This is a genomic window from Kribbella sp. NPDC026596 (assembly GCF_040638415.1).
Taxonomy (GTDB): domain Bacteria; phylum Actinomycetota; class Actinomycetes; order Propionibacteriales; family Kribbellaceae; genus Kribbella.
In genome coordinates, this window is the sequence record NZ_JBEZYF010000025.1 from 1 (window position 1) to 23,553 (window position 23,553).

The 23,553-nt window shown below is 67.6% G+C and carries 28 protein-coding genes and 1 pseudogene; 12 read left to right on the forward strand and 17 right to left on the reverse strand.

From position 1 onward, the window contains the following. A pseudogene (locus tag AB0E63_RS21485) lies at positions 1-276 on the forward strand (TIGR03943 family protein); the annotation flags it as partial. Between the two features lie 126 nt (positions 277-402). Here AB0E63_RS21485 and AB0E63_RS21490 read toward each other — a convergent pair. The 9 genes from AB0E63_RS21490 to AB0E63_RS21530 form a co-directional block, all read right to left on the reverse strand. Continuing rightward, entirely contained in the window at positions 403-1,041 is a 639-nt protein-coding gene (locus tag AB0E63_RS21490; RefSeq protein ID WP_360368771.1) for a class E sortase, read from the reverse strand. A 62-nt stretch (positions 1,042-1,103) separates the two neighbouring features. Continuing rightward, on the reverse strand, positions 1,104-1,745 hold the full coding sequence (locus AB0E63_RS21495; RefSeq protein WP_360368774.1) for a choice-of-anchor M domain-containing protein: 642 nt from the start codon (positions 1,743-1,745) through the stop codon (positions 1,104-1,106). Then, positions 1,742-2,386, reverse strand: a complete 645-nt coding sequence (locus tag AB0E63_RS21500) for a choice-of-anchor M domain-containing protein (protein ID WP_360368777.1) — start codon at positions 2,384-2,386, stop codon at positions 1,742-1,744. The genes AB0E63_RS21495 and AB0E63_RS21500 overlap by 4 nt, the downstream gene beginning before the upstream one ends. A gap of 10 nt (positions 2,387-2,396) precedes the next feature. After that, positions 2,397-3,263, reverse strand: coding sequence for an anchored repeat-type ABC transporter permease subunit (locus AB0E63_RS21505; protein WP_360368780.1), 867 nt, complete (start codon positions 3,261-3,263; stop codon positions 2,397-2,399). Next, positions 3,260-4,006 (reverse strand): anchored repeat-type ABC transporter ATP-binding subunit, encoded by a 747-nt coding sequence (locus AB0E63_RS21510; protein WP_360368782.1) that lies wholly within the window; start codon positions 4,004-4,006, stop codon positions 3,260-3,262. Before AB0E63_RS21510 ends, AB0E63_RS21505 begins: the two co-directional genes overlap by 4 nt. Beyond that, positions 4,003-4,827, reverse strand: a complete 825-nt coding sequence (locus AB0E63_RS21515) for a TIGR03773 family transporter-associated surface protein (RefSeq protein ID WP_360368784.1) — start codon at positions 4,825-4,827, stop codon at positions 4,003-4,005. Before AB0E63_RS21515 ends, AB0E63_RS21510 begins: the two co-directional genes overlap by 4 nt. Continuing rightward, positions 4,824-6,353, reverse strand: a complete 1,530-nt coding sequence (locus tag AB0E63_RS21520; RefSeq protein WP_360368786.1) for an anchored repeat ABC transporter, substrate-binding protein — start codon at positions 6,351-6,353, stop codon at positions 4,824-4,826. Before AB0E63_RS21520 ends, AB0E63_RS21515 begins: the two co-directional genes overlap by 4 nt. Continuing rightward, a complete protein-coding gene (locus AB0E63_RS21525) occupies positions 6,350-8,773 on the reverse strand; it encodes a TIGR03773 family transporter-associated surface protein (protein WP_360368788.1) in 2,424 nt (807 codons plus the stop codon). Before AB0E63_RS21525 ends, AB0E63_RS21520 begins: the two co-directional genes overlap by 4 nt. Before the next feature lie 11 nt (positions 8,774-8,784). Next, the gene (locus tag AB0E63_RS21530) at positions 8,785-9,165 is read right to left on the reverse strand and encodes a hypothetical protein (RefSeq protein ID WP_360368790.1); all 381 of its coding nucleotides are present in this window, start codon (positions 9,163-9,165) and stop codon (positions 8,785-8,787) included. A gap of 93 nt (positions 9,166-9,258) precedes the next feature. Here AB0E63_RS21530 and AB0E63_RS21535 point away from each other — a divergent pair, with 93 nt between their 5' ends. From AB0E63_RS21535 to AB0E63_RS21565, 7 genes are all read left to right on the forward strand, one after another. Further along, entirely contained in the window at positions 9,259-9,765 is a 507-nt protein-coding gene (locus AB0E63_RS21535) for a Fur family transcriptional regulator (protein WP_360368792.1), read from the forward strand. 48 nt (positions 9,766-9,813) lie between these two features. After that, the gene (locus AB0E63_RS21540; protein WP_360368795.1) at positions 9,814-10,173 is read left to right on the forward strand and encodes a hypothetical protein; all 360 of its coding nucleotides are present in this window, start codon (positions 9,814-9,816) and stop codon (positions 10,171-10,173) included. Between the two features lie 121 nt (positions 10,174-10,294). Beyond that, positions 10,295-11,239: a zinc ABC transporter substrate-binding protein gene (locus AB0E63_RS21545; RefSeq protein WP_360368798.1), complete on the forward strand. Its 945-nt coding sequence runs from the start codon at positions 10,295-10,297 to the stop codon at positions 11,237-11,239. After that, positions 11,239-12,063, forward strand: coding sequence for an ATP-binding cassette domain-containing protein (locus AB0E63_RS21550; protein ID WP_360368801.1), 825 nt, complete (start codon positions 11,239-11,241; stop codon positions 12,061-12,063). Before AB0E63_RS21545 ends, AB0E63_RS21550 begins: the two co-directional genes overlap by 1 nt. Then, a complete protein-coding gene (locus AB0E63_RS21555) occupies positions 12,060-12,944 on the forward strand; it encodes a metal ABC transporter permease (protein WP_360368804.1) in 885 nt (294 codons plus the stop codon). The genes AB0E63_RS21550 and AB0E63_RS21555 overlap by 4 nt, the downstream gene beginning before the upstream one ends. 13 nt (positions 12,945-12,957) lie before the next feature. Beyond that, positions 12,958-13,140 (forward strand): 50S ribosomal protein L32, encoded by a 183-nt coding sequence (gene rpmF, locus AB0E63_RS21560; protein WP_360368807.1) that lies wholly within the window; start codon positions 12,958-12,960, stop codon positions 13,138-13,140. A gap of 50 nt (positions 13,141-13,190) precedes the next feature. Further along, positions 13,191-13,694: a GNAT family N-acetyltransferase gene (locus tag AB0E63_RS21565; protein WP_360368810.1), complete on the forward strand. Its 504-nt coding sequence runs from the start codon at positions 13,191-13,193 to the stop codon at positions 13,692-13,694. Positions 13,695-14,023: 329 nt separating this feature from the next. Here AB0E63_RS21565 and AB0E63_RS21570 read toward each other — a convergent pair whose 3' ends face one another. The 5 genes from AB0E63_RS21570 to AB0E63_RS21590 form a co-directional block, all read right to left on the reverse strand. After that, the gene (locus tag AB0E63_RS21570; protein WP_360368813.1) at positions 14,024-14,533 is read right to left on the reverse strand and encodes a universal stress protein; all 510 of its coding nucleotides are present in this window, start codon (positions 14,531-14,533) and stop codon (positions 14,024-14,026) included. A gap of 3 nt (positions 14,534-14,536) precedes the next feature. Continuing rightward, positions 14,537-15,796: an SLC13 family permease gene (locus AB0E63_RS21575; protein ID WP_360368816.1), complete on the reverse strand. Its 1,260-nt coding sequence runs from the start codon at positions 15,794-15,796 to the stop codon at positions 14,537-14,539. A 76-nt stretch (positions 15,797-15,872) separates the two neighbouring features. After that, a complete protein-coding gene (locus AB0E63_RS21580) occupies positions 15,873-16,775 on the reverse strand; it encodes a hypothetical protein (protein WP_360368823.1) in 903 nt (300 codons plus the stop codon). A gap of 216 nt (positions 16,776-16,991) precedes the next feature. Then, entirely contained in the window at positions 16,992-17,264 is a 273-nt protein-coding gene (locus tag AB0E63_RS21585) for a hypothetical protein (RefSeq protein ID WP_360368826.1), read from the reverse strand. A gap of 77 nt (positions 17,265-17,341) precedes the next feature. Beyond that, positions 17,342-18,277, reverse strand: a complete 936-nt coding sequence (locus AB0E63_RS21590; protein ID WP_360368829.1) for an NAD(P)/FAD-dependent oxidoreductase — start codon at positions 18,275-18,277, stop codon at positions 17,342-17,344. A 69-nt stretch (positions 18,278-18,346) separates the two neighbouring features. On the opposite strand from AB0E63_RS21590, the gene AB0E63_RS21595 reads away from it, so the two are divergent. Next, entirely contained in the window at positions 18,347-18,946 is a 600-nt protein-coding gene (locus AB0E63_RS21595) for an XRE family transcriptional regulator (RefSeq protein ID WP_360368832.1), read from the forward strand. Between the two features lie 16 nt (positions 18,947-18,962). Here the strand turns inward: AB0E63_RS21595 and AB0E63_RS21600 are convergent, their stop codons facing one another. The 3 genes from AB0E63_RS21600 to AB0E63_RS21610 all read right to left on the reverse strand — a co-directional run bounded on the left by AB0E63_RS21600 (position 18,963) and on the right by AB0E63_RS21610 (position 20,634). After that, positions 18,963-19,649, reverse strand: coding sequence for a DUF4386 domain-containing protein (locus AB0E63_RS21600; RefSeq protein WP_360368835.1), 687 nt, complete (start codon positions 19,647-19,649; stop codon positions 18,963-18,965). Continuing rightward, on the reverse strand, positions 19,646-20,242 hold the full coding sequence (locus AB0E63_RS21605) for a hypothetical protein (protein ID WP_360368838.1): 597 nt from the start codon (positions 20,240-20,242) through the stop codon (positions 19,646-19,648). Before AB0E63_RS21605 ends, AB0E63_RS21600 begins: the two co-directional genes overlap by 4 nt. Positions 20,243-20,397: 155 nt before the next feature. Next, complete coding sequence (locus AB0E63_RS21610) at positions 20,398-20,634, reverse strand: DUF4386 family protein (protein ID WP_360368841.1); 237 nt, start codon at positions 20,632-20,634, stop codon at positions 20,398-20,400. Between the two features lie 134 nt (positions 20,635-20,768). Here AB0E63_RS21610 and AB0E63_RS21615 point away from each other — a divergent pair, with 134 nt between their 5' ends. The 3 genes from AB0E63_RS21615 (at position 20,769) to AB0E63_RS21625 (ending at position 23,550) form a co-directional block, all read left to right on the forward strand. Continuing rightward, complete coding sequence (locus AB0E63_RS21615) at positions 20,769-22,154, forward strand: IS1380 family transposase (RefSeq protein ID WP_360368844.1); 1,386 nt, start codon at positions 20,769-20,771, stop codon at positions 22,152-22,154. Between the two features lie 351 nt (positions 22,155-22,505). Next, on the forward strand, positions 22,506-23,234 hold the full coding sequence (locus tag AB0E63_RS21620) for a GntR family transcriptional regulator (protein ID WP_360368846.1): 729 nt from the start codon (positions 22,506-22,508) through the stop codon (positions 23,232-23,234). A 175-nt stretch (positions 23,235-23,409) separates the two neighbouring features. Then, complete coding sequence (locus AB0E63_RS21625) at positions 23,410-23,550, forward strand: hypothetical protein (protein ID WP_360368849.1); 141 nt, start codon at positions 23,410-23,412, stop codon at positions 23,548-23,550. Positions 23,551-23,553 lie beyond the last annotated feature (3 nt).

Genomic DNA, 23,553 nt, shown 5'->3' on the forward strand with positions numbered 1-23,553 from the left:
GAGAGCATGAAGGGCCGCGCGTTCCAGCTGACCGGCTTCGTCACCCCGGCCAAGAACGGCACCTGGTACGTGACCCGCATCGGCCTGACCTGCTGCGTCGCCGACGGTACGGCGTTCATGGTCGAGGCTCGCGGCCAGACCGCGCCACCGAAGAACCAATGGGTCACGGTGACCGGCCAGTGGGCCGAGCCAACCAAACGCGTCGACGGTGACGTCGCCGCCCTCACAGTAGAGACGGTCAATCCCGTCACCGCCCCGGCCAATCCCTACGAATGAGGTGCCGCATGACAGCAGGCGTCACGTCCCGGCCGCCGCGCTGGGCGATGTCGTCTTCCATCATCAGGCCTCGGCAGTACCCGATGAGCGAACACAAGCCAGCGGCGATGATGGCGGCGCCGGCGCTCACGGTTTTCTGGTGGTCGTCACCAGGTGGCCGAAGGCGACGGAGCGGTCCGGGGAATGGAACAGGTCCTGGCAGGTGGTCAGCGTGATGATCGACGTTGTCGGCGTCGTGTGGGGCTTGCCAGGAACTGGCTCGAGGACCCAGTTGTCGGTGGGTTTGACGGTCAGGTTGCGCGCCGCAGCGTCGAGCTCGTAGGTGTAGATGGCGTCTGCGGTCTCGACGATGATCTGGTCGCCCTTGCGAAGGTCGAGAAGATTGCGGAACGGCGAGCCGTGGGTGACGCGGTGGCCGGCGAGCGCGAAGTTCCCCGGTTGACCCGGCAGTTGGGTCTGTGGGTAGTGCCCGAGGCCGCGGGTGAGGTCGTCGTTGCCGACTCCTTCCAGGACGGGTTTGTCCCAGTCGGCGCCGAACTTCGGGATCCGAAGGAGCGCCTTCGGCGTACCGGCCGACGGCGGTGTCTTCGCAGAGCTCTTCCACTGTTCGCGCAGCGTGTTCTCGGCCTCGTCCATCTTCTGGTTCGAGGTGATGGCGGTTCCGAAGTACTGCCAGCCGACCCAGCCGAGAAACCCGAGTCCCGCTACCAGTAGGACGACTCCAAGACCCCGCGCCACTCCACGAATGCCCATCTGTCTTCGCATGTTCCGCAGGCGGACCTGGAGCGTGGCACGGCCGCGCTCCAGGTCGCCGAAACCTCCTTCAATCAGGGCTGGACGGTGAAGGTGTAGGTCTTCTGGCCGGTGGTGATGGCGGTGCCGCCTGAGGTGGTGGCGGTGACTTCGAAGACGGCGGTGTAGGTGCCCGCTGCTTCGAAGGCCCAGTTGGCGTGGGCGTGGGTGTTGATGGCGATGGAGCGGGTGTCCGGCATGCCGTTGCCGCTGTCGAACCAGACGGATGGTGAGCCGAGGGCGTTGGTGGTGTAGACGCTCACGTCAGCCGGTCCGCTGACCGACACGAGCCTGACTGTGACGGTGTTCCCCGAGAGAGTGCCGCTGGGGACGCCTTCGGTGTTGAAGCCCGGCCAGACGATTCCGGTGGCCTGGGTTTGCGGCAGGATCCAGACTGGTGATCCGGGCGTACCGAGGAACGAGTACGCCGAGTTGGACGGGACCGTGGTCTTGCTGGCCGAGACCGCGTTGAGTACGACGTCACCCGGGTCCCGGTCCACCGCCGGCGTGACGGTACTGTCGCGGAGGTCCAGGGTCAGAGCGGATCCGGTCCAGTCGACGTCGATCGCGTCGACATGGCCCGAGGAGATGGTGGTGAGGGCGTGCGCCGGGGCGACCGTGAGGACTGCTGCGACGAAACCGGCGATCAGGCTGCCGGCGAGCCCGCGGGCCTTCACAGTCCCACCTTGAAGCAGTAGGTGGCGATGCTGGAGGTGACCTTCTTGCCGGTCGCGGCGAGTGTGCCGGAAACCCGCACCTTCAGCGTGTAGTACCCGGGTGCCTCGAACGCCCAGTTGGCGTGCAGGTGCCCGCCGGCGGTCGTGGTGATGGTGTCGGGCAGACCATCACCGCTGTCCGCGAGCACGGTCGGTGCACCGAACGCGTCGGTGGTGAAGATGCTGACGTCGGCCGGACCGCTGACTCCGACGAGGTCGACCTTCAGGGCGTCGCCGGTGAACATGCCCGGCGAGATCTCCTCGGCGCCGATGCCAGGCCACAGTAGCTCCGGGTCCTGGACCTGGGGGAGGACCCAGGCAGGGTTGCCCGCCGTACCGAGGAAGCGGTACGACGGATCGTCTGGTACGGCGATCTCCGACGACGGTTTGGCGACGAGTTGGACCTGGGACGGGGTGTACTCGACGCCGTGATCCTCGTCGTGGACGTGGACGTCGAACGCGCCGTCCTCGAAGGCGATGCCGACGACGTCGACGTGTCCTTGGTCCAGCACCACTCTGGGTGCCGCATCGGCCGGCATCGCGATGCCGGCGAGCGCGAGGACTGCCGCGGCGGGCAGTACCACGCGATATGGCTTGCGCATGGAGTTCCTTTCAGGGTTGGACGGGAACCACCCGAGCCGCCGCTGGGCTACGGCGGGAGAGCAGGCCGTGCCGGGGCGCGAACACCCAGCACGCGATGAACACCGCTGTCGCGGTGAGGACGATCAACCCGCCGGCGGCGAGGTTGAACGCATAGGACAAGTAGAGGCCGGTCAGTCCGGAGGCAGCTCCGATGAGCGGCGCGATCAGCATCATCACGCCTATCCGGTCGGTCAGCAGCCGGGCGCAGGCGGCCGGGGTGATCAGCAGGGCGAGGACGAGAATGTTGCCGACGGCCTGAATCGAGATGACGATCGCGACCGTGACCATCGCGTACAGGGCGAGGTCGAGCCAGAAGATCGGCAGCCCGACCGCCCGCGCGGTCTCGCGGTCGAGTCCGACGGTGACGAACTCCTTGTGGAGCGCGCCGGTGATGAGCAGCAGTACGACGCCCGCCACGGCGACAGTGATGACATCGGCGTTGCTGATTCCTAGGACCGATCCGAAGAGAAACGACTCAAGCGAGCCGCCGTACCCGGGCGCCGTACTCATGACCACGATGCCGAGACCGAAGGCGGCGGCGAAGAAGACACCGATGACGGTGTCCTCCTTGAGCCGGCGGTTCTGCGAGAACACCGCAACCGACAGCGCGGTGACCAGTCCGGCGATGATGCCGCCGAGGAGGAGGCTGGTCTTGAGGACGAACGCGATCGCGATCCCGGGGAAGACCGAGTGCGCGACCGCGTCGCCGATGAACGCCATCCCGCGCAGCGCGACGTGGCTGCCGATCACGCCGCAGACCACGCCGGACATGAGGACGACGAGGAACGCGCGCTGCATGAACACGTGCGTCCATGGCTCGGTGAAGAACTCGATCATCGGGTCACTCCTAGGCTGTGCAGCAGCTGCTCGGATCTCGCGACGCCGAACGCGCGCAACCAGACCGCCGGATCGCGCAATTCCTCGGGTGAACCGTCCGCGACGACGGTTCGGTTGAGCAGGCAGAGCCGATGGCAGGTTTCGGCCGCGGCCGGCAGGTCATGCGTGGTCATCAGGATTGCGGTCCCCTCCGCGGTCAGGTCCCGGAACAACCTGGTGAGGATCTCCTGGGTGGGTACGTCGAGCCCGGTGAACGGCTCGTCCAGTAGCAGCAGCCTCGGCCGGAGGGCAAGCGCTCGCGCTACCAGGACTCGTTGCCGCTGGCCACCTGACAGCTCGCCGATGGGCCGGGTCGCGAGGTCGGTCAGGGTAACGCGCTCGAGAGCCTCCTGTACGGCGTCTTGGTCGGCAGCGCCAGGTCGGCGCAGCCAGCCGATGCGATGGGTCCGGCCGGTCATCACCGCGGTCCGTACCCGCACGGGGTAGTCCCAGACGAACTCGTGGCGCTGTGGGACGTAGCCGATGGTGCCGCGGGCCTGCGCCGGGTTCCTGCCATCGATCCCGATGGCACCGGACCGGATCGGGATCAGGCCGAGCAGCGAGCGAATGAGCGTTGTTTTGCCAGCGCCGTTGGGTCCGATGAGGCCGACCTGCTCGGAGGCGGCGACCTGCAAGTTGACCGCATGGAGTACGTGGCGGCCGGAGAGTTCGACGGCGACATCCGTGACCTCGAGGGCGTTCATCGGCGTCTCCTGACGAGGGCGGTGACTGCGACCAGGACGACGAGCAGTCCGGCACCCGCGGCGATCAAGGGAAGCTGGCTGCGTGCCTCGGTCGCTGAAGTGTCGGCGGCCGGTGTCGATGTCGTTCCTGTCCGGGTGGGGGAGTTCGGAGTCTGGGTCGCCGGCGTCTGGCCGGTGTTCGTGCTGAATGCCGCATGGGCGTCTCCGTCGCCGGCGTAGATGCGCAGGGCGCGGCGGGCGGTGACTTGTTGCCCGTCGGTGAGCTTGGCGGTCATCGCGACGTCGAGCAGGTAGGTGCCTTGGGCATCGAAGGTCCAGTTGCCGTGAACATGGGTGTTGACGTCGATGCCGGTCCGCTGCGGGAACGGCTTGCGGCTGTCGAACACCGGCGACGGTTTCCCGAAGTCCGAGTTGAGGAACAAGGTGAACGCACCCGGACCATGCACGCCCTCGAGCGACCAGGTCACCTCTCGATCGACCCGCGTGGCGACCTCAGGGTCCTGGGTGTTCCAGCCCGGCCAGACGATGCCGTCCTGCTGGACCTGTGGGATCACCCAGACCTTCTGACCGGCCTTGCCGAGAAAGCCGTACGCCGGATCGTCGGGGACCGCGACCTGGGCCTTGCTGGTCGCTTGGAGTACGACGTTGTCCAGCGGCCGCCAGACGGCCGGGTCGGCGGTGTCGTCGCGGATCTGGATCGTCCAGGTACCGTCCACGAACCTAGGCCCGAGGTCGACGTGACCGTTGCTGATGACCACTTGTTCGCTGGGTGGCACGGCCACTGGGGCGAGCACGAGCAGCAGGGCGGCGAGCAGCTTCATCGGGTTTCTCCCAGGCATCGCTGCAGTTCCTCGGCGTTGTGGCGCAGCATCGCGACGTACGTGCGGGCGTGGTCGTCAAAGGAGTCGCCGTACAGCGAGCAGATCTGGACGCCCTGGTCGTGGGCGACCTGGATCAGGACCGAGGCGCGCTGCGCGAGGTTGGGCTCGGTGAAGACGGCCGGCACCTTGAGGTTGCGGATCGTGTCGGACAGTCTGCGGACCTGCTCGACGCTCGGCTCCTGGGCCGGGTTCGGTACGACGAACCCCGCGACCGTCATGCCGTACGCCGAGGCTAGGTAGCCGAAGGCGTCGTGCGTGGTGATCAGTTGGCGCCGGCTGGTGGGGATGGTGGCGATCTTCGTACGGACGTACTCGTCGAGGTCGTCCAGCTCGCGAAGGTAGGTCGCGGTGTTGGCTTCGTAGGTCTGTTTGCCGTCGGGGTCCGCTGTGATGAGCGTGTCGCGCATGAGTTGGACGTAGGCCTTGGCGTTGGCGACGTCTTCCCACAGGTGCGGGTCGATCTCACCGTGGACGTGCTTGCCGAGGACGGCCTGCGGGAGCTGATGGATCTGCGTTCCCGGCGCGCCGAGGAACGCGAAGCGCGGGTCGTCGGGGATCGGGACGAGGGCTTTGTTGGGTACGTCGATGACGACTCGGGTGGCCGGTACTTGGCTTTGCGCGGCGCCGACGTTCTTCGCGTCGGAGTAGGCGTAGACCTCGCCGGTGTCGAGGTCAACGGTCAGGTCCGTGTGGCCGTCGGAGAGTACGGCCGCCGTACCTCCGTCGGCGGCTTTGACCGTGTGCGGTTCGACGCCGACGGCGAAGGTGAACCTGCCCTCGCCGAGCGGCTTGCCGTCGAGGCTGCCCTTCAGCGTGAGGTGGTAGATCCCCGGCTTGGTGAAGGCCCAGTTCAGGTGCGTGTGCGCGGCCGGCGGGAGCGTCGTACGGTCGTTCTGGTCGAGGCCGTCGGTGGAGTCGAAGTACTTGGCGGGTTGGCCCAGGGACTCGGTCAGGTAGGTGATCAGCCGGCCGGGTCCATCGAGCTTGGTGGCGGCGAGCTCGATCGACGAGGTGCGGGTCGCGCCGCGCTCCTTGCCGGTGCCGCGGACCCTGAGCCCGAGCCACAGGACGTCGAGGCCGATGTTCTCCACCAGCGGGATCACGTGCGCGCCGTACGACTCTGCTGCTTCGGCGAGGGAGACGTTCGGCGCGTCCTTGCCGGCGTTGGCGTCGATGGTCTTGATCAGCGCCTGCGGCTCGAGCAGCAAGTGGTTCGTGAACGTCACGTCGGCCTTGGCGACGCGTTTTGCGTCGGCCGGTGTGGGCTCGTACGAATGCGGATCGCCACCTGCCGGTACGAGTGAGGCTGCGTTGACGCGGTCTCCGCCGACGTGCTGCACGAGGTCGGCCAGGATCTCGGTCGTGGTGACGACATTCAGCCGCCCGGCGGTGTGCGCGGTGTTGCCAGAGCACCCTGCGAGGACAAGCGCCGCGGCGCAGAGGACGGCGACCAGCCGGCACTTCATCGGGCACCTCGCCTGGTTGCCGCTACCAGTACGACGCCGAGGACGAGCACAACGGCCGCGGCCACGATCCATCCCAAGCCGATCGAGCCACCGGTGATCGCCAGCTTGCAGCCGGAGACCGACTGCGCGCTGTCCGACACCGAAGGGCTGCTTGCCGCCGCGGGTCCCGACGCGTCGGCGCTGATCGAACGCGCGCCGCCCGAACTGCCGACGCTGAACGTGAGCGTCGCGGTGTCCGTGGACTTCTTGCCATTGGCCAGGGTCCCGGTGTGGGTAAAGGTGGCGTGGTAGGTACCCGGCTTCGTGAAGGCCCAGTTGCCGTGGGCATGCGTACCCAAGGGGACGCGGTATATGTCGGGCAGGCCGTCGGCGGAATTGAAAATGACCTTGGGCTGACCGAATGAGTCGAACTCGAACACCGCCAGCGCGCCGGGACCGGTCAGCTTGTCGAGCCGCCAGTCGACGCCGCCGTGCACCTGGGCCGCGGTCAGCTCCTCAGTGTTCCAGCCGAGCCAGACCACGCCAGACTTCTGCGTCTGTGGGATCTGCCAGATCGGCGTACCTGCCGCACCGAGGAACGCGAAGGCTCCGCCCGGTGCTGTGGTGGCGGCTGCTGAGGTGAGGCGCACGGTGACGGACGCGGGATCACGCCAGACCGGGGTGCCGGCGTGGGTGCCGTCCTTCAGTCGTGAGGTCAGCGATCCGCCTTCCAGTCGTACGGCGTAGTCCGCGTGGCCGCTGGTCAGCGTGGTACCCGCGGTCGGCGCTGGGGTGCTGCTCGTCGTGGCAGTGGTCGTGGATGTAGCGGGGGTGGTGCTCGGTGAAGGCGTCGTGATGCACGGCCGAAGGGTGGACGTGGCCGCCGGAGTGTGGGAGCTCGCTGCGGTGGTGCGCGCGTCGCTCGGCCCTGTGGTCGGCTGCTGCCGGCTGGGCCTCGAGATCGGAGCTGGGCTGGTTGCCGGTGGGTCGGTCGGTGCTGAGGTCGGTTGAGTCGTCGGTGCCGGGCCACCGTGGCAGAGGGAGCTCAGGTCGTTGCCGACGACAACCGACAGGGTCGCGGTGTCGCTCAGTTTCTGGCCGGACTTCGTGGTCGCGGAGTGGGTGAACGTCAGTTTGTACAGGCCAAGCTTGGTGAAGGCCCAGTTGCCGTGGGCATGCGTCGGTCCGGCCAGCGAGATCGACTGCGGCAACCTGGTCCCGCTGTCGAACGAGATCAGCGGCTGACCGAACTGGTCGAACTGGTAGACAGCGGCCTTGCCCGGGCCAGAGACCTTGTCCAGCGACCAACGGACCGGTCCGTTCAGGGTGGTGTAGTCGACGGACTCGGTGTTCCAGCCGGACCAGAGCAGGTCGGCCGCTTGGGTCTGTGGGATCTGCCAGACGGTCGCTCCGGCCGGTCCGAGGAAGCGGTACGCCGCCGACGCCGGCACCACCTCGTCCGCGGACGGTTTCACCTGGAACGCGACGGTTCCGGGATCCCGCCAGACCGTCGCACCGCGCGTGCCGTCCTTGACCTGGAACCGCAGCCTGCTCCCGACTGTTCGGGCCGCGACGTCGACGTGACCGACGGACAGCACTGCGGTGACGCACGCAGGCGGCGTCGTGCTTGGCGTTACCGACGGCGAGGTTGATGGCGGCGTGGTGGGCGGCGTGGTGGGCGGCGAGGTCGGCGGCGGTGTGGTTGGTGGGAGCGTCGTCGGGGGACTGGTCGGCGGGGTCGTGGGTGGCGGCGAGGTCGGCGGCTCGTACAGTCCGACCACGAAGGTGTAGACCACCGGCCCTGAGGTGACCGCAGTCCCAGTCACCGTGGTGGCCGAGGCCTGGAACGTCAGCCTGTACGTGCCCAGCGCGCTGAACGACCAGTTCGCGTGCACATGCCGCCCGACCGGCTGATCGACCGTCTTGTAGGCCGGATCGACCGAGCTGAACAATCGCGGCACCACGCCGGTGAACTCGTCGTAGTTGAAGAACACCTCGACCGCACCGGGTCCCTCGGCGTCGACCAGTGTCAGATCAACGACGTCATCGCGCAGTGCCCCGGCCGGGATCGTCTCGGTGTCCCAGCCGGGCCAGATCAGCTCAGGATCCTGCGACTCCGGTGCGATCCACACCGGGTCGCCCGGCTTGCCGAGGAAGGCGAAGGCCGGCACATCCGGCAACTCGACCCGCGCCGACCCGCGATCCTCCAGGTTGAACACCAGCCCGGCCGGATCCGCGTCCCGGTAGTCGCCCGTCCCGATCCGGGTGGCGAGCTTCAGCGACGTCCCGTCGTACGTCGAGTGCAGCACGTCGGTGTGCACCGCGCGGAGCACCTCGGGTGTCGCCGCACCGGCGGACCAGGGGATCAACAGCGGCAGGCAGCCCAGGAGCAGGCAGACGAGGGAGGGCAGGAAGCGCGTTCTGACGTGAGTGGCGGTCACGAGGCGGCACTCTAACTGAAGCGACAATCATTTTCATTAGCCTGTTCCGGTCCGCGCCGAAACCACGCGGGAAAGTCAGTGTCGGCAGGCTTGTGTTCGTCGGTCCTGGCGGAGCAAGGTGAGAATTGGGTGAGGCGGAAGGAGTTCTCATGACCACGCACGCCGAAGAGCTCGATCACGAGCACCTGCCGGACGATGGGTGCGAGACGGTACTTCATGGCGACCATGTGGATCACGTCCACGACGGTGAGCGGCATCCGGAGACCAATGTGCACGCGGATCATGGTGATCCGCACGCCGACGGGGACGGATGCGAGACGGTTGAGCACGACGGTCACGTCGACCATCTGCATGACGGTCATCGGCACTACCAGCACGGTGAGCACGTGCACGAACACTGATCCTCGCTCGGACGCGACTTGATGGACATGGAAACCATGTTCATCTAAGATTCTGCGCGAACGTGCCTTCGAATTGGAGGAGCGGTGCGCGACGCGGCGACAGGCGGTGTGGCGCGGCTGACCGCCGCCGACATCGGCCTGCGCCGGACGCGTCAGCGTGAAGCGATACTGGGAACGCTTGGCGATTGCAGGGATTTCGCCTCCGCGCGTGACCTGCACACGTTGCTGAGCGCCGCGGGCGCTTCCATCGGCCTGACCACGGTGTACCGGGCCCTGCATGATCTCGAGCGTGCTGAGCTCGTCGACGTCGTGCGAGACGAATCGGGTGGGCGGTATTACCGGCAACGCTCGGCCACCGGGCACCGCCACTACCTGATCTGCCGCTGTTGCGGCCTGAGCCGGCCGGTGGACACTGATGTCGTCGAGCGCTGGGCGGAACGCCTCGCTGCCGACTCCGGTTTCGCCCACATCGAACACACCCTGGAACTGGCCGGCGTTTGCGCCGACTGCCTGCCGGCTGTCACCGATGGGGCATCCCCGTGCCGTCAGGCATCCCACAACCCCGGCGACAGCCCCACCTGCCGCGATTGAGGAGCCGCTGCATGACTGCCGGCCACTACTTTCAGGCCACGCGGCGCGATGGAGGCCGCCGGGCAACACCTGCGAACAGCCCTCGCGCGAGTCACCGGTGCGACGCCACCGGAGCGGCGGTCCACCCATCTCATCGACCGCATCAACGCCTCCGGTGCCTTCGGGGAATGGCTGACCGCTCGTGGCCTCGTGGACGTGACCGTCAGTACTCATGAGTTCCGGCTCAGCATGACGCCTGAGATCTCCTGGCTGGTCGTCACCGGCTCCGGCTACGTGGCCGCACTGTCGGGCTTGGACGAGCAGCAGACTCGCGAAGTCCGCGACGCGTACCTGGAATCCCTGGACCAGGCCGGCGTCAACGAACTCGATGCCACCACGCTCATTGGCGTCGGAACGCGGTCTCGGTGAGGAGTCCCACCGTTACTGCACGTGGCGATTCTCGCTGGGTGGGCAACAGGGCTGGCGCACAGGGCCCGGGGTAGATAATGATAACCGTTATCATTTTCTTCACTTAAAGATTGGTCTTGTCGTGAATCGCAGACTGTTCGCCCTGCCCGCTGCCGTCGCTGTCGTCACCGTGGGGCTGGCCGCATGCTCGTCGGGCGTAGACTCCGCCGGTGCGTCCGCATCGTCGTCGGCCGCGCCCGCCGGCGGCGCCGAGATCAAGGTGGTCGCGTCGACCAACGTGTGGGGTGATCTGGCCGCCAGCATCGGCGGGGACAAGGTCCAGGTGACCTCGATCATCACCAGCCCGGACGCCGATCCGCACGAGTACGAGGCCAACACCCGCAACCAGCTGTCGCTGGCCGAGGCCAGCGTGGTGATCGAGAACGGCGGCGGGTACGACGACTTCATCGACCGGATGCTGAAGAGCTCCAAGAACTCCTCGGCGACCGTGCTGAACGCGGTCACGATCTCGGGCAAGCAGGCCACAGGTGGCGAGGAGCTCAACGAGCACGTCTGGTACGACTTCCCAACGGTCGAGAAGGTCGTCGACCAGCTCGCGAAGGCCTACTCCGAGGCCGATCCTGCAGCGGCGTCGACGTTCCAGCAGAACGCCGCCGCCCTCAAGCAGAAGATCGACGGACTGGAGCAGCAGGAAGCAACGCTCAAGCAGAAGTACGACGGTCAGCCGGTCGCCATCACCGAGCCGGTGCCGGTCTACCTGCTCGACGCGATCGGTCTGCAGAACAAGACACCTGACGAGTTCAGCGAGGCCATCGAGGAAGACAGCGACGTACCGGCCAAGGTCTTGAACGAGACGCTGCAGCTCTACAGCGAGCACCAGGTCAAGGTCCTTGCGTACAACTCTCAGACCACGGGTCCGGAGACCGAGAAGATTCTGAACGCCGCCAAGCAGAACAACATCCCGGCGGTGCCGGTGACCGAGACGCTCCCGGCTGGCAAGGACTACGTCGGTTGGATGTCGGCGAACCTGGACGCGCTCGGCACCGCGCTCGGCCGGCAGTCGTGATGGACACTCACCATCGCTCGGACCAGATTGTTCTGAGACTGGATCGGGCCGCGCTGGGCTTCGGATCCCGGATGCTCTGGCAGGACCTCGATCTCGAGGTGCGCAGCGGAGAGCTGATCGCCGTACTCGGAGCCAACGGGTCCGGCAAATCGAGCCTGCTGAAGGTCCTACTCGGCCAGCTGCGGTTGTGGTCCGGAGCCGCGACGTTCCTCGGCACGCCGGTACGTCGCGGCGACCGGCGGATCGGCTACATCCCGCAACAACGGCTGGCCGAAGACGGCTTACCGCTGCGCGGCCGGGATCTCGTCGCGCTCGGCGTCGACGGGCACCGGTGGGGCATCCCCATGCCGTCCCGCCGGCGCCGGCAGCGCGTCAACCAACTGTTGTCGTCGGTCGGAGCCGAGGCGTACGCCGACACGCCGCTGTCCTCGCTGTCCGGTGGCGAACAGCAGCGGCTGCGAATCGCTCAGGCGCTCGCGGCCGACCCGCGGCTCCTTCTCTGTGACGAACCACTGTTGTCGCTGGACCTGCCGCACCAGCGCCTGGTCAGCGACCTGGTCGACTATGCGCGACGGCGGCTCGATCTCGGCGTCCTGTTCGTCACCCACGACATCAACCCGATCCTCGACAAGGTCGATCAGGTTCTCTACATCGCCAACCACAGGTTCCGGATCGGGAAGCCGGACGAGGTGATGACCACTGAGGTGCTGAGCGACCTCTTCGACGCCCCGGTCGAGGTGATCCGGCACCACGGGCGGATCCTCGTGGCCGGCGTACCGGATCACGATCCGTACCACCATCCGGAGGAGGCCGCGCTCCGATGATCAGCCTGGACAGCCCCGGCACGGTCTGGTCGGAGATCTTCAACTTCTCCGGGTACGCGCAACTCCTGCCGCTGCTGAAGAACTCGATCATCGCCTGTGTCGTGCTCGGGATCATGGGCGGCCTGATCGGCGTGTTCGTGATGATGCGCGACATGGCGTTCGCCGTACACGGCGTCAGCGAACTCTCCTTCGCCGGCGCAGCGGCCAGCCTGCTGTTCGGCGCCAGCGTGGTCACCGGGGCATTGGCCGGATCGTTGACTGCCGCGCTGCTCATCGGCGTGCTCGGCGCCCGGGCCCGCGACCGCAATTCGGTGACCGCTGTGCTGATGCCGTTCGGCCTCGGCCTCGGCATCTTGTGTCTCGGTCTCTACCACGGCCGGGCCGCCAACAAGTTCGGTCTGCTGACCGGTCAGATCGTGGCGATCGACGATCCGCAGATCAAGTCCCTGATCGTCATCTCGGCCGCGGTCGCGGCCGGGCTGATCCTGGTGTGGAGGCCCTTGCTGTTCGCCAGTACGGACGCGGATGTTGCTGCTGCACGTGGTGTTCCGGTGAGCGCGATGTCGATCGTCTTCATGGTCCTGCTCGGTCTGGCGGTGGCTGTCTCGGTGCAGATTGTGGGCGCGCTCCTGGTGCTCTCGCTCCTGGTCACACCAGCGGCGGCGGCGCTCCGGGTCTCAGCTTCACCGGTCAAGGTGCCACTGCTGAGCACCGTGTTCGCGCTCGCGGCCTCGGTCGGCGGTGTCCTGCTGGCGGCCGGCAGTTCGGTTCCGATCAGCCCGTACATCACCAGCATCTCGTTCGCCATCTACCTGATCTGCCGTCTGATCTCGGCACGACGTTCGACGTACCGACTTACCCGTTCGCTTCGCGCTACCTGACTCGGAGGATTTCATGGCTGTCCCGAAGAGGCACATGTCTCGCAGTAACACCCGGCACCGCCGGTCGAACTGGAAGGCAGCGCCACAACCGCTGGTACCGGTCGTCGTTAACGGCGAGCGCCATCTCGTGCCACGCCGGCTGGTTGCCGCCGTCCAACGCGGGCTGGTCGATCCACGCACGGGCCGGCCCGCGTGACCACAGGCTCGGCATCGCATCGCCCCGTCACCATACGGACCATCGACTCGGTGCAATTGTTGCCCGACGCACCTGAATCCGCACTCCTGGACCTCGTCGAGCGCATCCAGCAGGAACCGCCGTACTCGTACAAACCCGGCGAGATCAGGCCGGCCGCCGACTGGTTCCCACCCCTGGTAGAGAAGTCACACGTGGCCCTTGTGGCGACGGCCGGCAGCAGACCGGTCGGCTATTGCGTGAGTCTCCCGGTCGTGACCTACGGGAAGCTGAACGACCTGCTCTCGCAGCTGGCCATCGAGCCCGAAACCACCGAGTACCTGGCCGAGTTGGCAGTGGACAGCTCGGTCAGGCGCCAGGGAATCGCATCAGCGGTGTTGGACCGGATGCGTGAGCTCCTCCCCCCGACGACAACCACCGTGCTGCTACGGACGCTGACCGAGAACACCACCGCTATCGCGTTCTATCAACGACACGGATACCAAGTTGTCGATGGCGTACAGCAGGTCTGGAACGGTCGCCAGCGCCTCTTCCTGACTCGCCGAAACCGTTCGTAGGTCGCGTCCGCAGCGATCGACCGACGAGCTCTCCATGACTCCGACAGCCCCAATCCAGGGCACGCGCCAGCTCCGTCACAGCTCCGTCAGATACTGACAAACTGTGGTCATCGCTGATCATCGATGACAGACAAAACCGCACCCATGTGGGCCGGGTGTGTCAAGGACACACGGGGTTTTGACCCCGGTGGTACGAGTTGTCGCCGGGGTGGGGCCTGACTGTTCTTCTGTGGCGTCCTCGATAGCTGGCCGGTTGGTGCCGTCGTGTGGGAAGGTGTCAGGCTGGAGCGCCCGCGAGCGGAGCCGAGGACGAAAGAGCTTGAGCCGCACTACCGGTGCTGTGGCGGGTGGGACGGGGGTGGTGGCGGGGGCGGGATCGTGGCGATGCCGGGCGCGGTCTCGGGCCAGACCAGCAGGACGGGGCAGGGGGCATGGTCGACGATGAACCGGCTCGCGGGGCCGAGGCTGCGGGGGCCGAGGTGGGTGCGGTCGCCGTCGCGGGCGAGGATGAGCAGTTCGGCGCCTTCGGCGGCGGTGACGACTTCCCGCTCGACACGGCCGGTGCGCTCCTGCCGGGTGCACGGGCGGCCGAGGCGCTGTGCGGCGGTGGTGAGGAGTTGGTCGGCGGAGGCAGCGGCCAGGTGCGCCAGTTGTGTGCCGGGGTCGCGTTCGGGGTGGCCGCGGCCGAGCAGGCCGGCGAACGCGCCGTGCGCCGCGCCCGGGACGTCGGCCGGGGTGACGTGGAGCAGCACGATGCCGGCGCCGGGGTGGGCATGGGTGCGGGCGGCGTCCACGCAGGCGGGCCAGGTGCCCTCGACGATCCAGACCACCACGGTCATGGGTCAGCCTCCTCCGATCGCGGTCAACGAGACCCACAGTGCCAGTACCGCGGCACCCAGACTCGCCGGCACGGCATACAGGCCGAGCCGGGTGAATTCTCTCAGCTCCACCTCGGTGTCGTGGGCATGCACGATGCGCCGCCACAGCAGGGTGGCCAGGGAGCCTGCGTAGGTGAGATTCGGGCCGATGTTCACCCCGAGGAGCATCGCGAGGACGGCGCCGGGCCCGGACGGGACGGTCAGCGGCAGCAGCACCAGCACCGCCGGCAGGTTGTTGATCACGTTGGCCAGCACGGCGGCCAGCGCGGCCAGGCCCAGCAGCGCGGCCAGGCCGGTGCCGTCGGGGATCAGGTGGCCCAGGGCCGTGTCGAGGCCGTTGTCGACGACGGCGCGGACCACGATGCCCAGGGCCAGGACGAAGGCGAGGAACGGCACCGCGCCGGCGCGCAGGATGGCAGCCGGAGTGGTGCGATGCTGGACCAGGGTGCGGACCGCGAGGACGGCGGCGCCCGCGAACGCCGCCCAGGCGGGGTTGATTCCGAGCGCGGAGGTGACCACGAAGCCGGCCAGCGTGCACGCCACCGTGGCCAGGGCAAACACCGGCACCTCGCGCGGTGGGGCGGTGGCCGGGGCGGTGGCGCCGGCGTCCAGGTCGGTGGCGAAGAACCGGCGGAACACGACGTATTCGGCGGTGATGGCCACCAGCCAGGGCACGGCCATCAAGGCAGCGAACCGGGTGAAGCTCAGCCCGGTGGCCGCGAACGCCAGCAGGTTGGTCAGGTTGGAGACCGGCAGCAGCAGCGACGCCGTGTTCGACAGGTGCGTGCAGGCGTACACGTGCGGCCTGGACCGGGCCCCCAGCCGGGCGGCGGTGGCGAACACCACCGGGGTCAGCAACACGACGGTGGCGTCCAGGCTCAGCACGGCGGTGATCACCGACGCGGTGACAAACACCTGCACCAGGAGGCGACGGGGCCGTCCCGCCGCGGTGCGGGCCATCCAGGCGCCGCACGCGTGGAACAGCCCCTCGTCGTCGCACAGCTGGGCCAGGACCAGTACGGCCGCGAGGAACCCGATCACCGGCCCCAACCGCGCGGCCTCGTCAGCCACGTGGGCTGGCGAGATCGCCCCGGTCGCGATGACGACACCCGCGGCCGGGACGGCCACGACCGCCTCTGGCCAGCCGAACGGGCGGATGACCGCGCACGCCAGCACCATCACAAGAAGAACGGCGGAGAGAGCCTCCGCCAGCGCAGTACTCACCGGCCTATCATCTCGGGCGGGGCGATTCGGCGACTGGCGGACGGCCAAGGACTCCCCGGGCTCTCCGGCCAGCGCGTCACGGATCTGTGCCGGGCTGTAGGAGGTAGTCACCGCGTTCCGCACCCACCGGCTGGACCTGCTGCTGACGACCCCGTCGGACACTCAGGGAGGTCGCGCGGCATGGGCTCGCCGCGCTGCTGAGCTGCTGCGGCGATGAACGACTACCAGTCTCTGCCGGTGCGGCGGGTCCACTGCAGGGAGGCCGCGATGTCCAGCCCAACAGAGTGGCCAGGACCGACGCGGGCAGGTCTGCCGCTAGCGCGATCAGTGCGGCGTTGCGGGATGCCGGCGCCGAGATGCCGTGACGGCGAAGTGGAAGGCGACTACGGGGGCGCTGACGTGACCCTTGACGCTGCGGCCGGGAGACAGCCAGCGGCCGGGGCTGGCTGGCGCGATCAAGGCGACGGCGCTGGGGACTCGTGGTGGCGCGGGGAGCTGGTCGAGCAGCCGAAGGAGTGCCGGGCGGGGTCGAGATGACCGGGGCGTCGATGCTGATGCAGAGTCCTTCGGGAGCGAATTTGTCGGTGGTCAGCTCGACGATGCGATTGAGAGGAAGTCCGTCGAGCAGGAGCAGTGCCCCGGCGGCGCGCACGTCGAGTGGCAAGTGTTCGTCATGCCGGCAGCGGTCCAGCAGGCTCGATCGGTCGGCGTCGCCGAGCATCATCTCGGGGTCGTGGCTGACGCGCTCTGGCAGTCGTAGTTCATGGGGTGTTATCCGGCGGCGTCGTGCCCAGCGCAGGAAGTCCGCGATGTGCATCCACAGCGGATACGCCTCGATCCAGCGCTCGAGGTCTGGTTGCGTCAGCTCTCCAAAGCTCATGGCTTGCTGATCGAGCCAGCTGAGCAGGTCCGGCGCAGTGACCACGCGGCGGTGCGCCGGCACGCAGCTGGCTACCGGTGAATCGTCCGGTCCGCTCATGCTGGCGTGCCGCAGGACCCGCCAGTTGCCGTAGACGAGCAGGAGCGGTCGGCCGCGCGGTAGGGCAGGAGGCGGTGGGCCAGGAGCCCGGACAGTATGGAGAAGGCCAGGGCGCCGTGGGCGCCGAAGATCGTGAACTGGTTGCCGACACTGATCCCCGCCGAGGGGGGTAGGACCTAGAGAATGGGGCTGGTGACTTGCGGTTGCTCGGCTGGCTCAGCGGCCCGCGGATCGAGCCAGGATGCGAGTACGGAGCCGGTGAAGTTGCGGCATCAGCCCATAAATGACGATCGGCACCGCGATGGTGGCGAGCACGAAGGTGCGTAGGACGGGCGTGAGCGTGCTCAGCCAGTCAGCGAGCGTGAGGTTGAGGATGGTGAGGGTCGGGAAGACGGCCAGCCAGATCATGAGCGCCAGCTGGTGCTTGGTTGGTGGGCCGGCCACGACCTGGCTCGGCTTGGGACTGGGGTGGTGGTTTGGGTTGGTCATGTCACTCCTTGGCGTGTGATGGAGAGGGTGCGGCGGCGTGGTGATGCGCTTCGGGCCGCGGAGTGTCTGTCCAGGGGTCAGGGCACGAGGCCTTGGTCGAGGTCGCGGACGGCGTTGCGTACGTCGTCGTCGACCAGGTCGGCGTTGAGCGCGATGGCGGCCGCGGAGCCGGCGCCGGCGGCGGTGATGACCTGGGCGCGCGGGTCCACGAGATTGCCCGCTGCCCAGACCCCGGGGACGCTGGTGCGGCCGGTGTTGTCGATCGCGGCCCAGCCGTCGTCGTCGATGGCGCAACCGAGGCTGCGGAGGAGATGGTTGTTCGGGACGAACCGGGGAGGGACGAAGAGCGCGTCCCGGGGTACCACGCAGCCGTCGTCCATCTGCACGCCGCGCAGGCGGTCGTCGTCGATGACCAGTTGCACGATGGTGCCCTCGACGACACCGATTGCGCGGGCCGATAGTTCGGCTCGTTCGGTCGCGGTGAGCGTGTTGGGCGGGGTGAAGTAGACCAGGTCGTGGGTCCATTGGCGCACGATCTGTGCGTATCGGACCGCGCCCGGGCCGCCGCCGATCACGCCGAGCCGGCGGTCGCGGACCTCGTAGCCATGACAGTACGGGCAGTGCAGGACGTCGCGTGCCCATCGGTCGCGCAGTCCTGGGACGTCCGGCAACTCGTCACGTAGGCCGGTCGTCACCAGGATCCGCCGGGTCGAGATTCGTTGCCCGTCGGCGAGGATGACCCAGAACCCATTGTGGCCGTCGGACCTCAGCTCGGTCGTGGTGCTTTTGAGGACGTGACCGCCGTAGCTCCTGACTTCGTCCCGCCCCAGCTCCAGCAGCTCGCTGGGTGGGAGGCCGTCGCGAGACAGGTAGCCGTGCATGTGGGCGGCCGGGGCGTTGCGCGGCGTGCCGGCGTCGACCACGAGAACCTTGCGGCGGGCCCGGGACAGGACCAGTGCTGCGGACAGTCCGGCGGCGCCGCCGCCGATGACCACTACGTCGTACTGACTCATGTCCACCAGGCTGACGCGTCGCCGACCGGTCACGAAGCAACGTTGCTGTTTCTGGGAATACGCGGTGGGATGAGGCTCGTGGACGACACCTCAGCGGCGATCGCCGCCGTGCTCGAACAGGTGGGGCCGCGGCTGAAGCGGCTTCGCACCCAGCGCCGCATCACCCTGACCGGGCTGGCGACCGCGACCGGCATCTCGAAGAGCACGCTCTCGCGCCTCGAGACCGGCCAGCGGCGACCAACCTTGGAACTGCTTCTCGCGCTGTCGCAGGCCTACCGGGTGCCGCTGGACGACCTCGTCGGCGCGCCCGAGGTGGGCGACCCACGCATTCGCCTCAAACCCGGCCGCGTCAAGGGCAGGACGGTCATCCCGCTGACCCGACAGCCCGACGGCATGCAGGTGTGGAAGATCGTCATCCCGACCAGCAAGGTGAACCCAGAGCCGCGGGCCCACGACGGACACGAGTGGATCTACGTCCTATCCGGACACATGCGACTCGTCCTCGGCGAGCGGGACTGGGTCCTCGGGCCAGGCGAGGTCGCCGAGTTCGACACCCACGTGCCGCACTGGTTCGGCAGCACCGGGCAGGAGCCGGCAGAGATCCTCAGCATCTTCGCAAGACCCGGCGAACGAATGAACATCCGAACGCCACCCACCCCTCAGTCCTAGGTCACAGTTCGCGACCCTAGAAGAGCAGGGCGACTCCGACTGCGATCAGCCACACCGACCAGGCAACATAGGCGATGGGAGTCAACGCCGCGGCCAGCTTCCAGCCGTCGGGCTCGAAGCCGCCGACGAACTCCAGCGAACACACCGCCAGGAGGCCGCCCACGACGATCCCGGCAGCGCCGAGCCACCACGGTGTGTTCGTGGCCTGAATCAGAGCGACACCGGACACGACGCTCCAGCCACCCGTGAACAGGTAGCCGAGGTGCTCGCCGACAGCGACTCCGAGATAACGGTTGAACGACTGAAACACGACGTCGATGGCTTCGCGACGCGCCGGGCCGGCGTCCGCATCGACCCGCGCGAGATAGGGGACCAGGAACGGCCACCGGACCAGTCCCAGGAACTGCACCACCCCGGCGAGCACGCCGATCGTCGCAGCGACCGCGACCACGCTCCGGCCGGCGCCGACGAGAGCGACCGCGAGCAGGACGGCCACCGGGGCAAGCAGCACCGCGGTCAGCGCGAAGGCCCACCACAGCAGCAGGAGACGAGCACCCCCCGCGCGGAAACGGGCGAGCACCTCCGAGGTGGGGCGTCGCAGGATGTCCGGGTAGTCGAAACTTCGCGCGAGCAGGAAGAAACAAAGGTTGAACGCGAGCGGCAGGACGACGAGCAGAGCACCCGCAGCCCGCTCCGTACTCACTGGGCGGCCGCGCCCGTCGCTCGCGGTGCCTCGGATGATCTGCTGAGCAACACCGCAAGGAGCAGCCAGGTCAGCAGTCCGAAGACGAGCGCTCCGCTCGCGCCGAAATTCGGCCACCGCTCGTCGATATTCCTCGAGATCACGTATGAGGACACGAACCAACCAAGCGCCCAGCCAGGAGGATTCGCAACCGCCCATAAGAGCGCGGTGGAGATCTGGTGCCCTGCCAGCACCAGCGCAATCGCCTGCAGGACGCCCACACCGAGCCCGGTCACAGCACCCATGAGTGCCAGATCGTCCCGACCTACTCCGTAATCAACCAGCGCCGCCCCTGCCGTAAGACCCACAGCCATGCCCGCGCTTGTCGCCGGGATCCAAAGCCACGAAGCCCACTGCCGTAGCGCGAACCATTCAGCCGCTCCGAAGATCGCGCCCGCGATAAGCCCGGCCACCAGCGCCGCGCCTACCGAATCGACACCATCCACGGCCAGGTCTGCGATCAACCCACCAATCGGAAACCCGACGAGGATCGCGACCGGCCAGCCCCACAACCGACCTGCCATACCCTTGGCCGAGCCTGCCTGCGAATCCATGCTGCGCCCCTCACTCCAGAGCACCGAGTCTCGTACGTTCAGAGAACGGTTACAACAGCCCGCACTCACCGTCCACGACACCTGTCGCATACTGCTGCCGAGCGCCGGACCGCCACCTGGCCTGGCACGATGCGCCCGGGGTGAGCCACTGCAGGCTACGAAACCGCGCCGTTAGCGACAGGTCCGCCGTCTGGCCAGGCCGGCGTCGTCGACGGCTTGAACCCCTTGACGATCAGGTAAATGCCGAACGACAACTCCCAGATGAACTCCGGAATCGTCGCGACGCCCTGCAGCGTGGACCCGCGCTCGGTGATGTCGAACATGACCGCAATTCCCGACGCTGCGACCAGCGGACCTCCGATGAGCCCCAGCATAGCCATGCCTCGTGGCACCAGACCGGACTGATCCCGGATGCACCGATGGTGATTGGTTGGCTGGTTGAGATTGAGGACGCGGGTGCCCTCTGACCTGGGACGATGGTCTTGCTGAGGGACCGTCGTGACCGAGTCTGGAGTGCACCCGCGAGATGCAATCTTCTCATGCCGCTGGAGCGGTCGATGTCGCGTTTGATGATCCGAATCTGATCGCGGATGCGGGGCTGGTCCCGGTGCTGGCGCTGGCTGAGCGGGTCGGCGTGGCAGGGCTGGTTGGTGACCGGGTGAAGATCGTTGGTGCTGCCAATAGTGGCGGGGCGAACGCGGGCGCGAAGGTGATGTCGCTGCTGGGTGGGATGATCGCCGGTGCGGACTCGATCGAGGACACCGACCGGCTGCGCCATGGGGGTATGGCGGTGGCATTCGACGGGGTTCGGGCGCCGTCGACGCTGGGCACGTTCCTGCGGTCGTTCACTCATGGCCACGTCCGGCAGTTGCACGGGGTGCATCGCCAGGTGCTGATTGATCTGGCCGCGGCCACGCCGTTGCTGCCTGGGGCCGCGGTGCTCGCGTTCGTGGACGTCGACTCCGCTCACCGGCAGGTCTACGGGTATTCCAAGCAGGGCGCCGAGGTGGGCCGGTTGAAGGGCAAGAAGACCCTGCACCCGCTGGTGGCGACCATCTCCACGCCGCTGGCCCGGCCGGTTGTCGCCGGGATCCGGATGCGCAAGGGCAAGGCCGCCGACGTGCGCGGCGCCGCCGGGTTCGTCGCCGAAGCCCTGGCCACTGCGAAAGCAGCCGGAGCGACCGGCACGATCATTGTGCGGGGCGACTCGAAGTTCTACACCGCCGACGTCGTCGCGGCCGTCCGGCGGGCCGCCGCGCACGTGTCCTTGACCACCGGGTCGAACCCGTCGGTGGACGCCGCGATCGCCGCATACACCGGTGAGTGGACCCCGATCCACTACCCGAACGCGTTCGTCGATCCCGACACCGGTGACCTCGTCTCCGACGCCGAGGTCGCCGAGATGCCCTACGTCGCCTTCTCGTCGCGACCCAAGAAGTTGCAGGCGCCGGGCCGGCTGATCGTGCGGCGCGTCAAACGCCTCAACCCCACCAACGGCCAAGGTGAACTGTTCGACGTCTACCGCCACCACGCCGTGTTCACCACCAGCGCTCACACGATGCTGCAGGCCGAGACCGAGCACCGAGGCCACGCCGTGATCGAACAGGTCATCGCCGACGCCAAGGCCTCCGCACTGGCTCACCTACCGTCGGCGTCGTTCCAGGCCAACGCCGCCTGGGCCACCTTGTGGGCGATCGCGCACAACCTGACCCGCGCCACCGGCGCGCTCGCCTCACCGTTCCACACCCGCGCCACCACCACGACGATCCGCGCGCACCTGATCAACATCCCCGCCCGCCTGGCCCGCACAGCCCGCCGCCTGAAACTCCACCTCCCCCAGAACTGGCCCTGGCAAGACGCCCTCGACAACCTCCACACAGCCGTCCGGCGCCGACCACCACAACCAGCCTGACTCCCACCCACACCAGCCCGCCCAGGGCCCGACCGGACAACCACCGTGGAGAAGCCGAACAGATCGGCGGACCCACCACGCCCAAGACCAGCAAACCTTCGGCAAAACTCAACAATCAAGAGAAAACCATCACCGGAAGCCCGGCCGGTGGATCCGGGTTGAGGTGCAGCGTGAGGCGAACGCAACTCGACTCCGGTTGGCGACAGCGGTGGTGACCAAGAATCGCTAGGCAGCGCCGTCAACCTCTCCCTTGTCCAGAAGTTCGCAGCTGCCGGCCTCGCTTGGTGGCTGTCGTACCGTGGAACACGAGGTCGTAGGCGGGGAGGAGCCGCAGTGCCCGCAAGACACCGGGTGATCGCCCAACTGATCCAGCGCAGCATCGCGCGTGGTCAGCTCAGCGCGGCTGGAGTCCTCTCCCTAGCAGAACTAGCACAGCGCTTTGAGGCCTCTTCCACGGAGGAATTGCAGCTGGCATTGGCGCGTCTTCAATCCGAGGGCTTGATCGTGATGCGCGGTGACCTTGCTCTCGTAGTAAGGAAATCACCGATGCTGACCCAGGTCATGTCCACCCCGGCCGGGTCGTCCCACAAGGACTCACTCCGCCGGGATGAGATATTCAGCGATGGCGCGCGCATGGTGGGCCTCACGGCTACCGGCCGATCCGAGACGACGGTCGAACCAGCATCCCTCGACGTCGCTGACCAGCTCGAGATCGCAGTACGAACTCCGATCGTTCACCGACAGATTGTCAGGTATGCAGGCGACGAACCGGCAGCACTAGAGAACGCCTACTACCCGCACGACATCGTCGAACCGGCGGACCCGACGGCCGACGCTAATAGGATCATCGATGCCGCCGGCTACCGGCGAGTCGGGTGGATCGATGCCGTGGTAGCCCGCCTAGCGAACCCGGACGAGGCAACCATTCTTGGCCTCGACACAAGCTCACCTGTAATGGACCACGCCCGCGTCCTGTACTCCAGGAAGGACGGTCCCGTCAGACCGGTTGAATACGTGCGAACCCTCTTCGCCGGGAGCCGGCATCGTCTGACGTACGAGTACAAGCAGTTAGATGCCTAGGCCGCCGCATTCGGGCCTATGGGCAGGGTGCACGGACGTGCCGTGGTAGGCCCTGAACTCCCGAGGGTGCGGCGACACCGACCCGCAAATCACACCGACAAGCTCGTCTGCCGCTGGTGACACGCTTCTGACCGACACGACCCTCATCCGTCCGTTCGGCTGGCCAGGGGCGGTCATGGCCGTCCCGGTCGCGGGTGTCGTCATCGCGACCGGGGCGATCTCGCCAGCCCACGTGGCTGACGAGGCCGCGCGGTTGGGGCCGGTGATCGGGTTCCTGGCGCCCGTGCTGGTCCTGGCCCAACTGCTGCGACGTTGACAG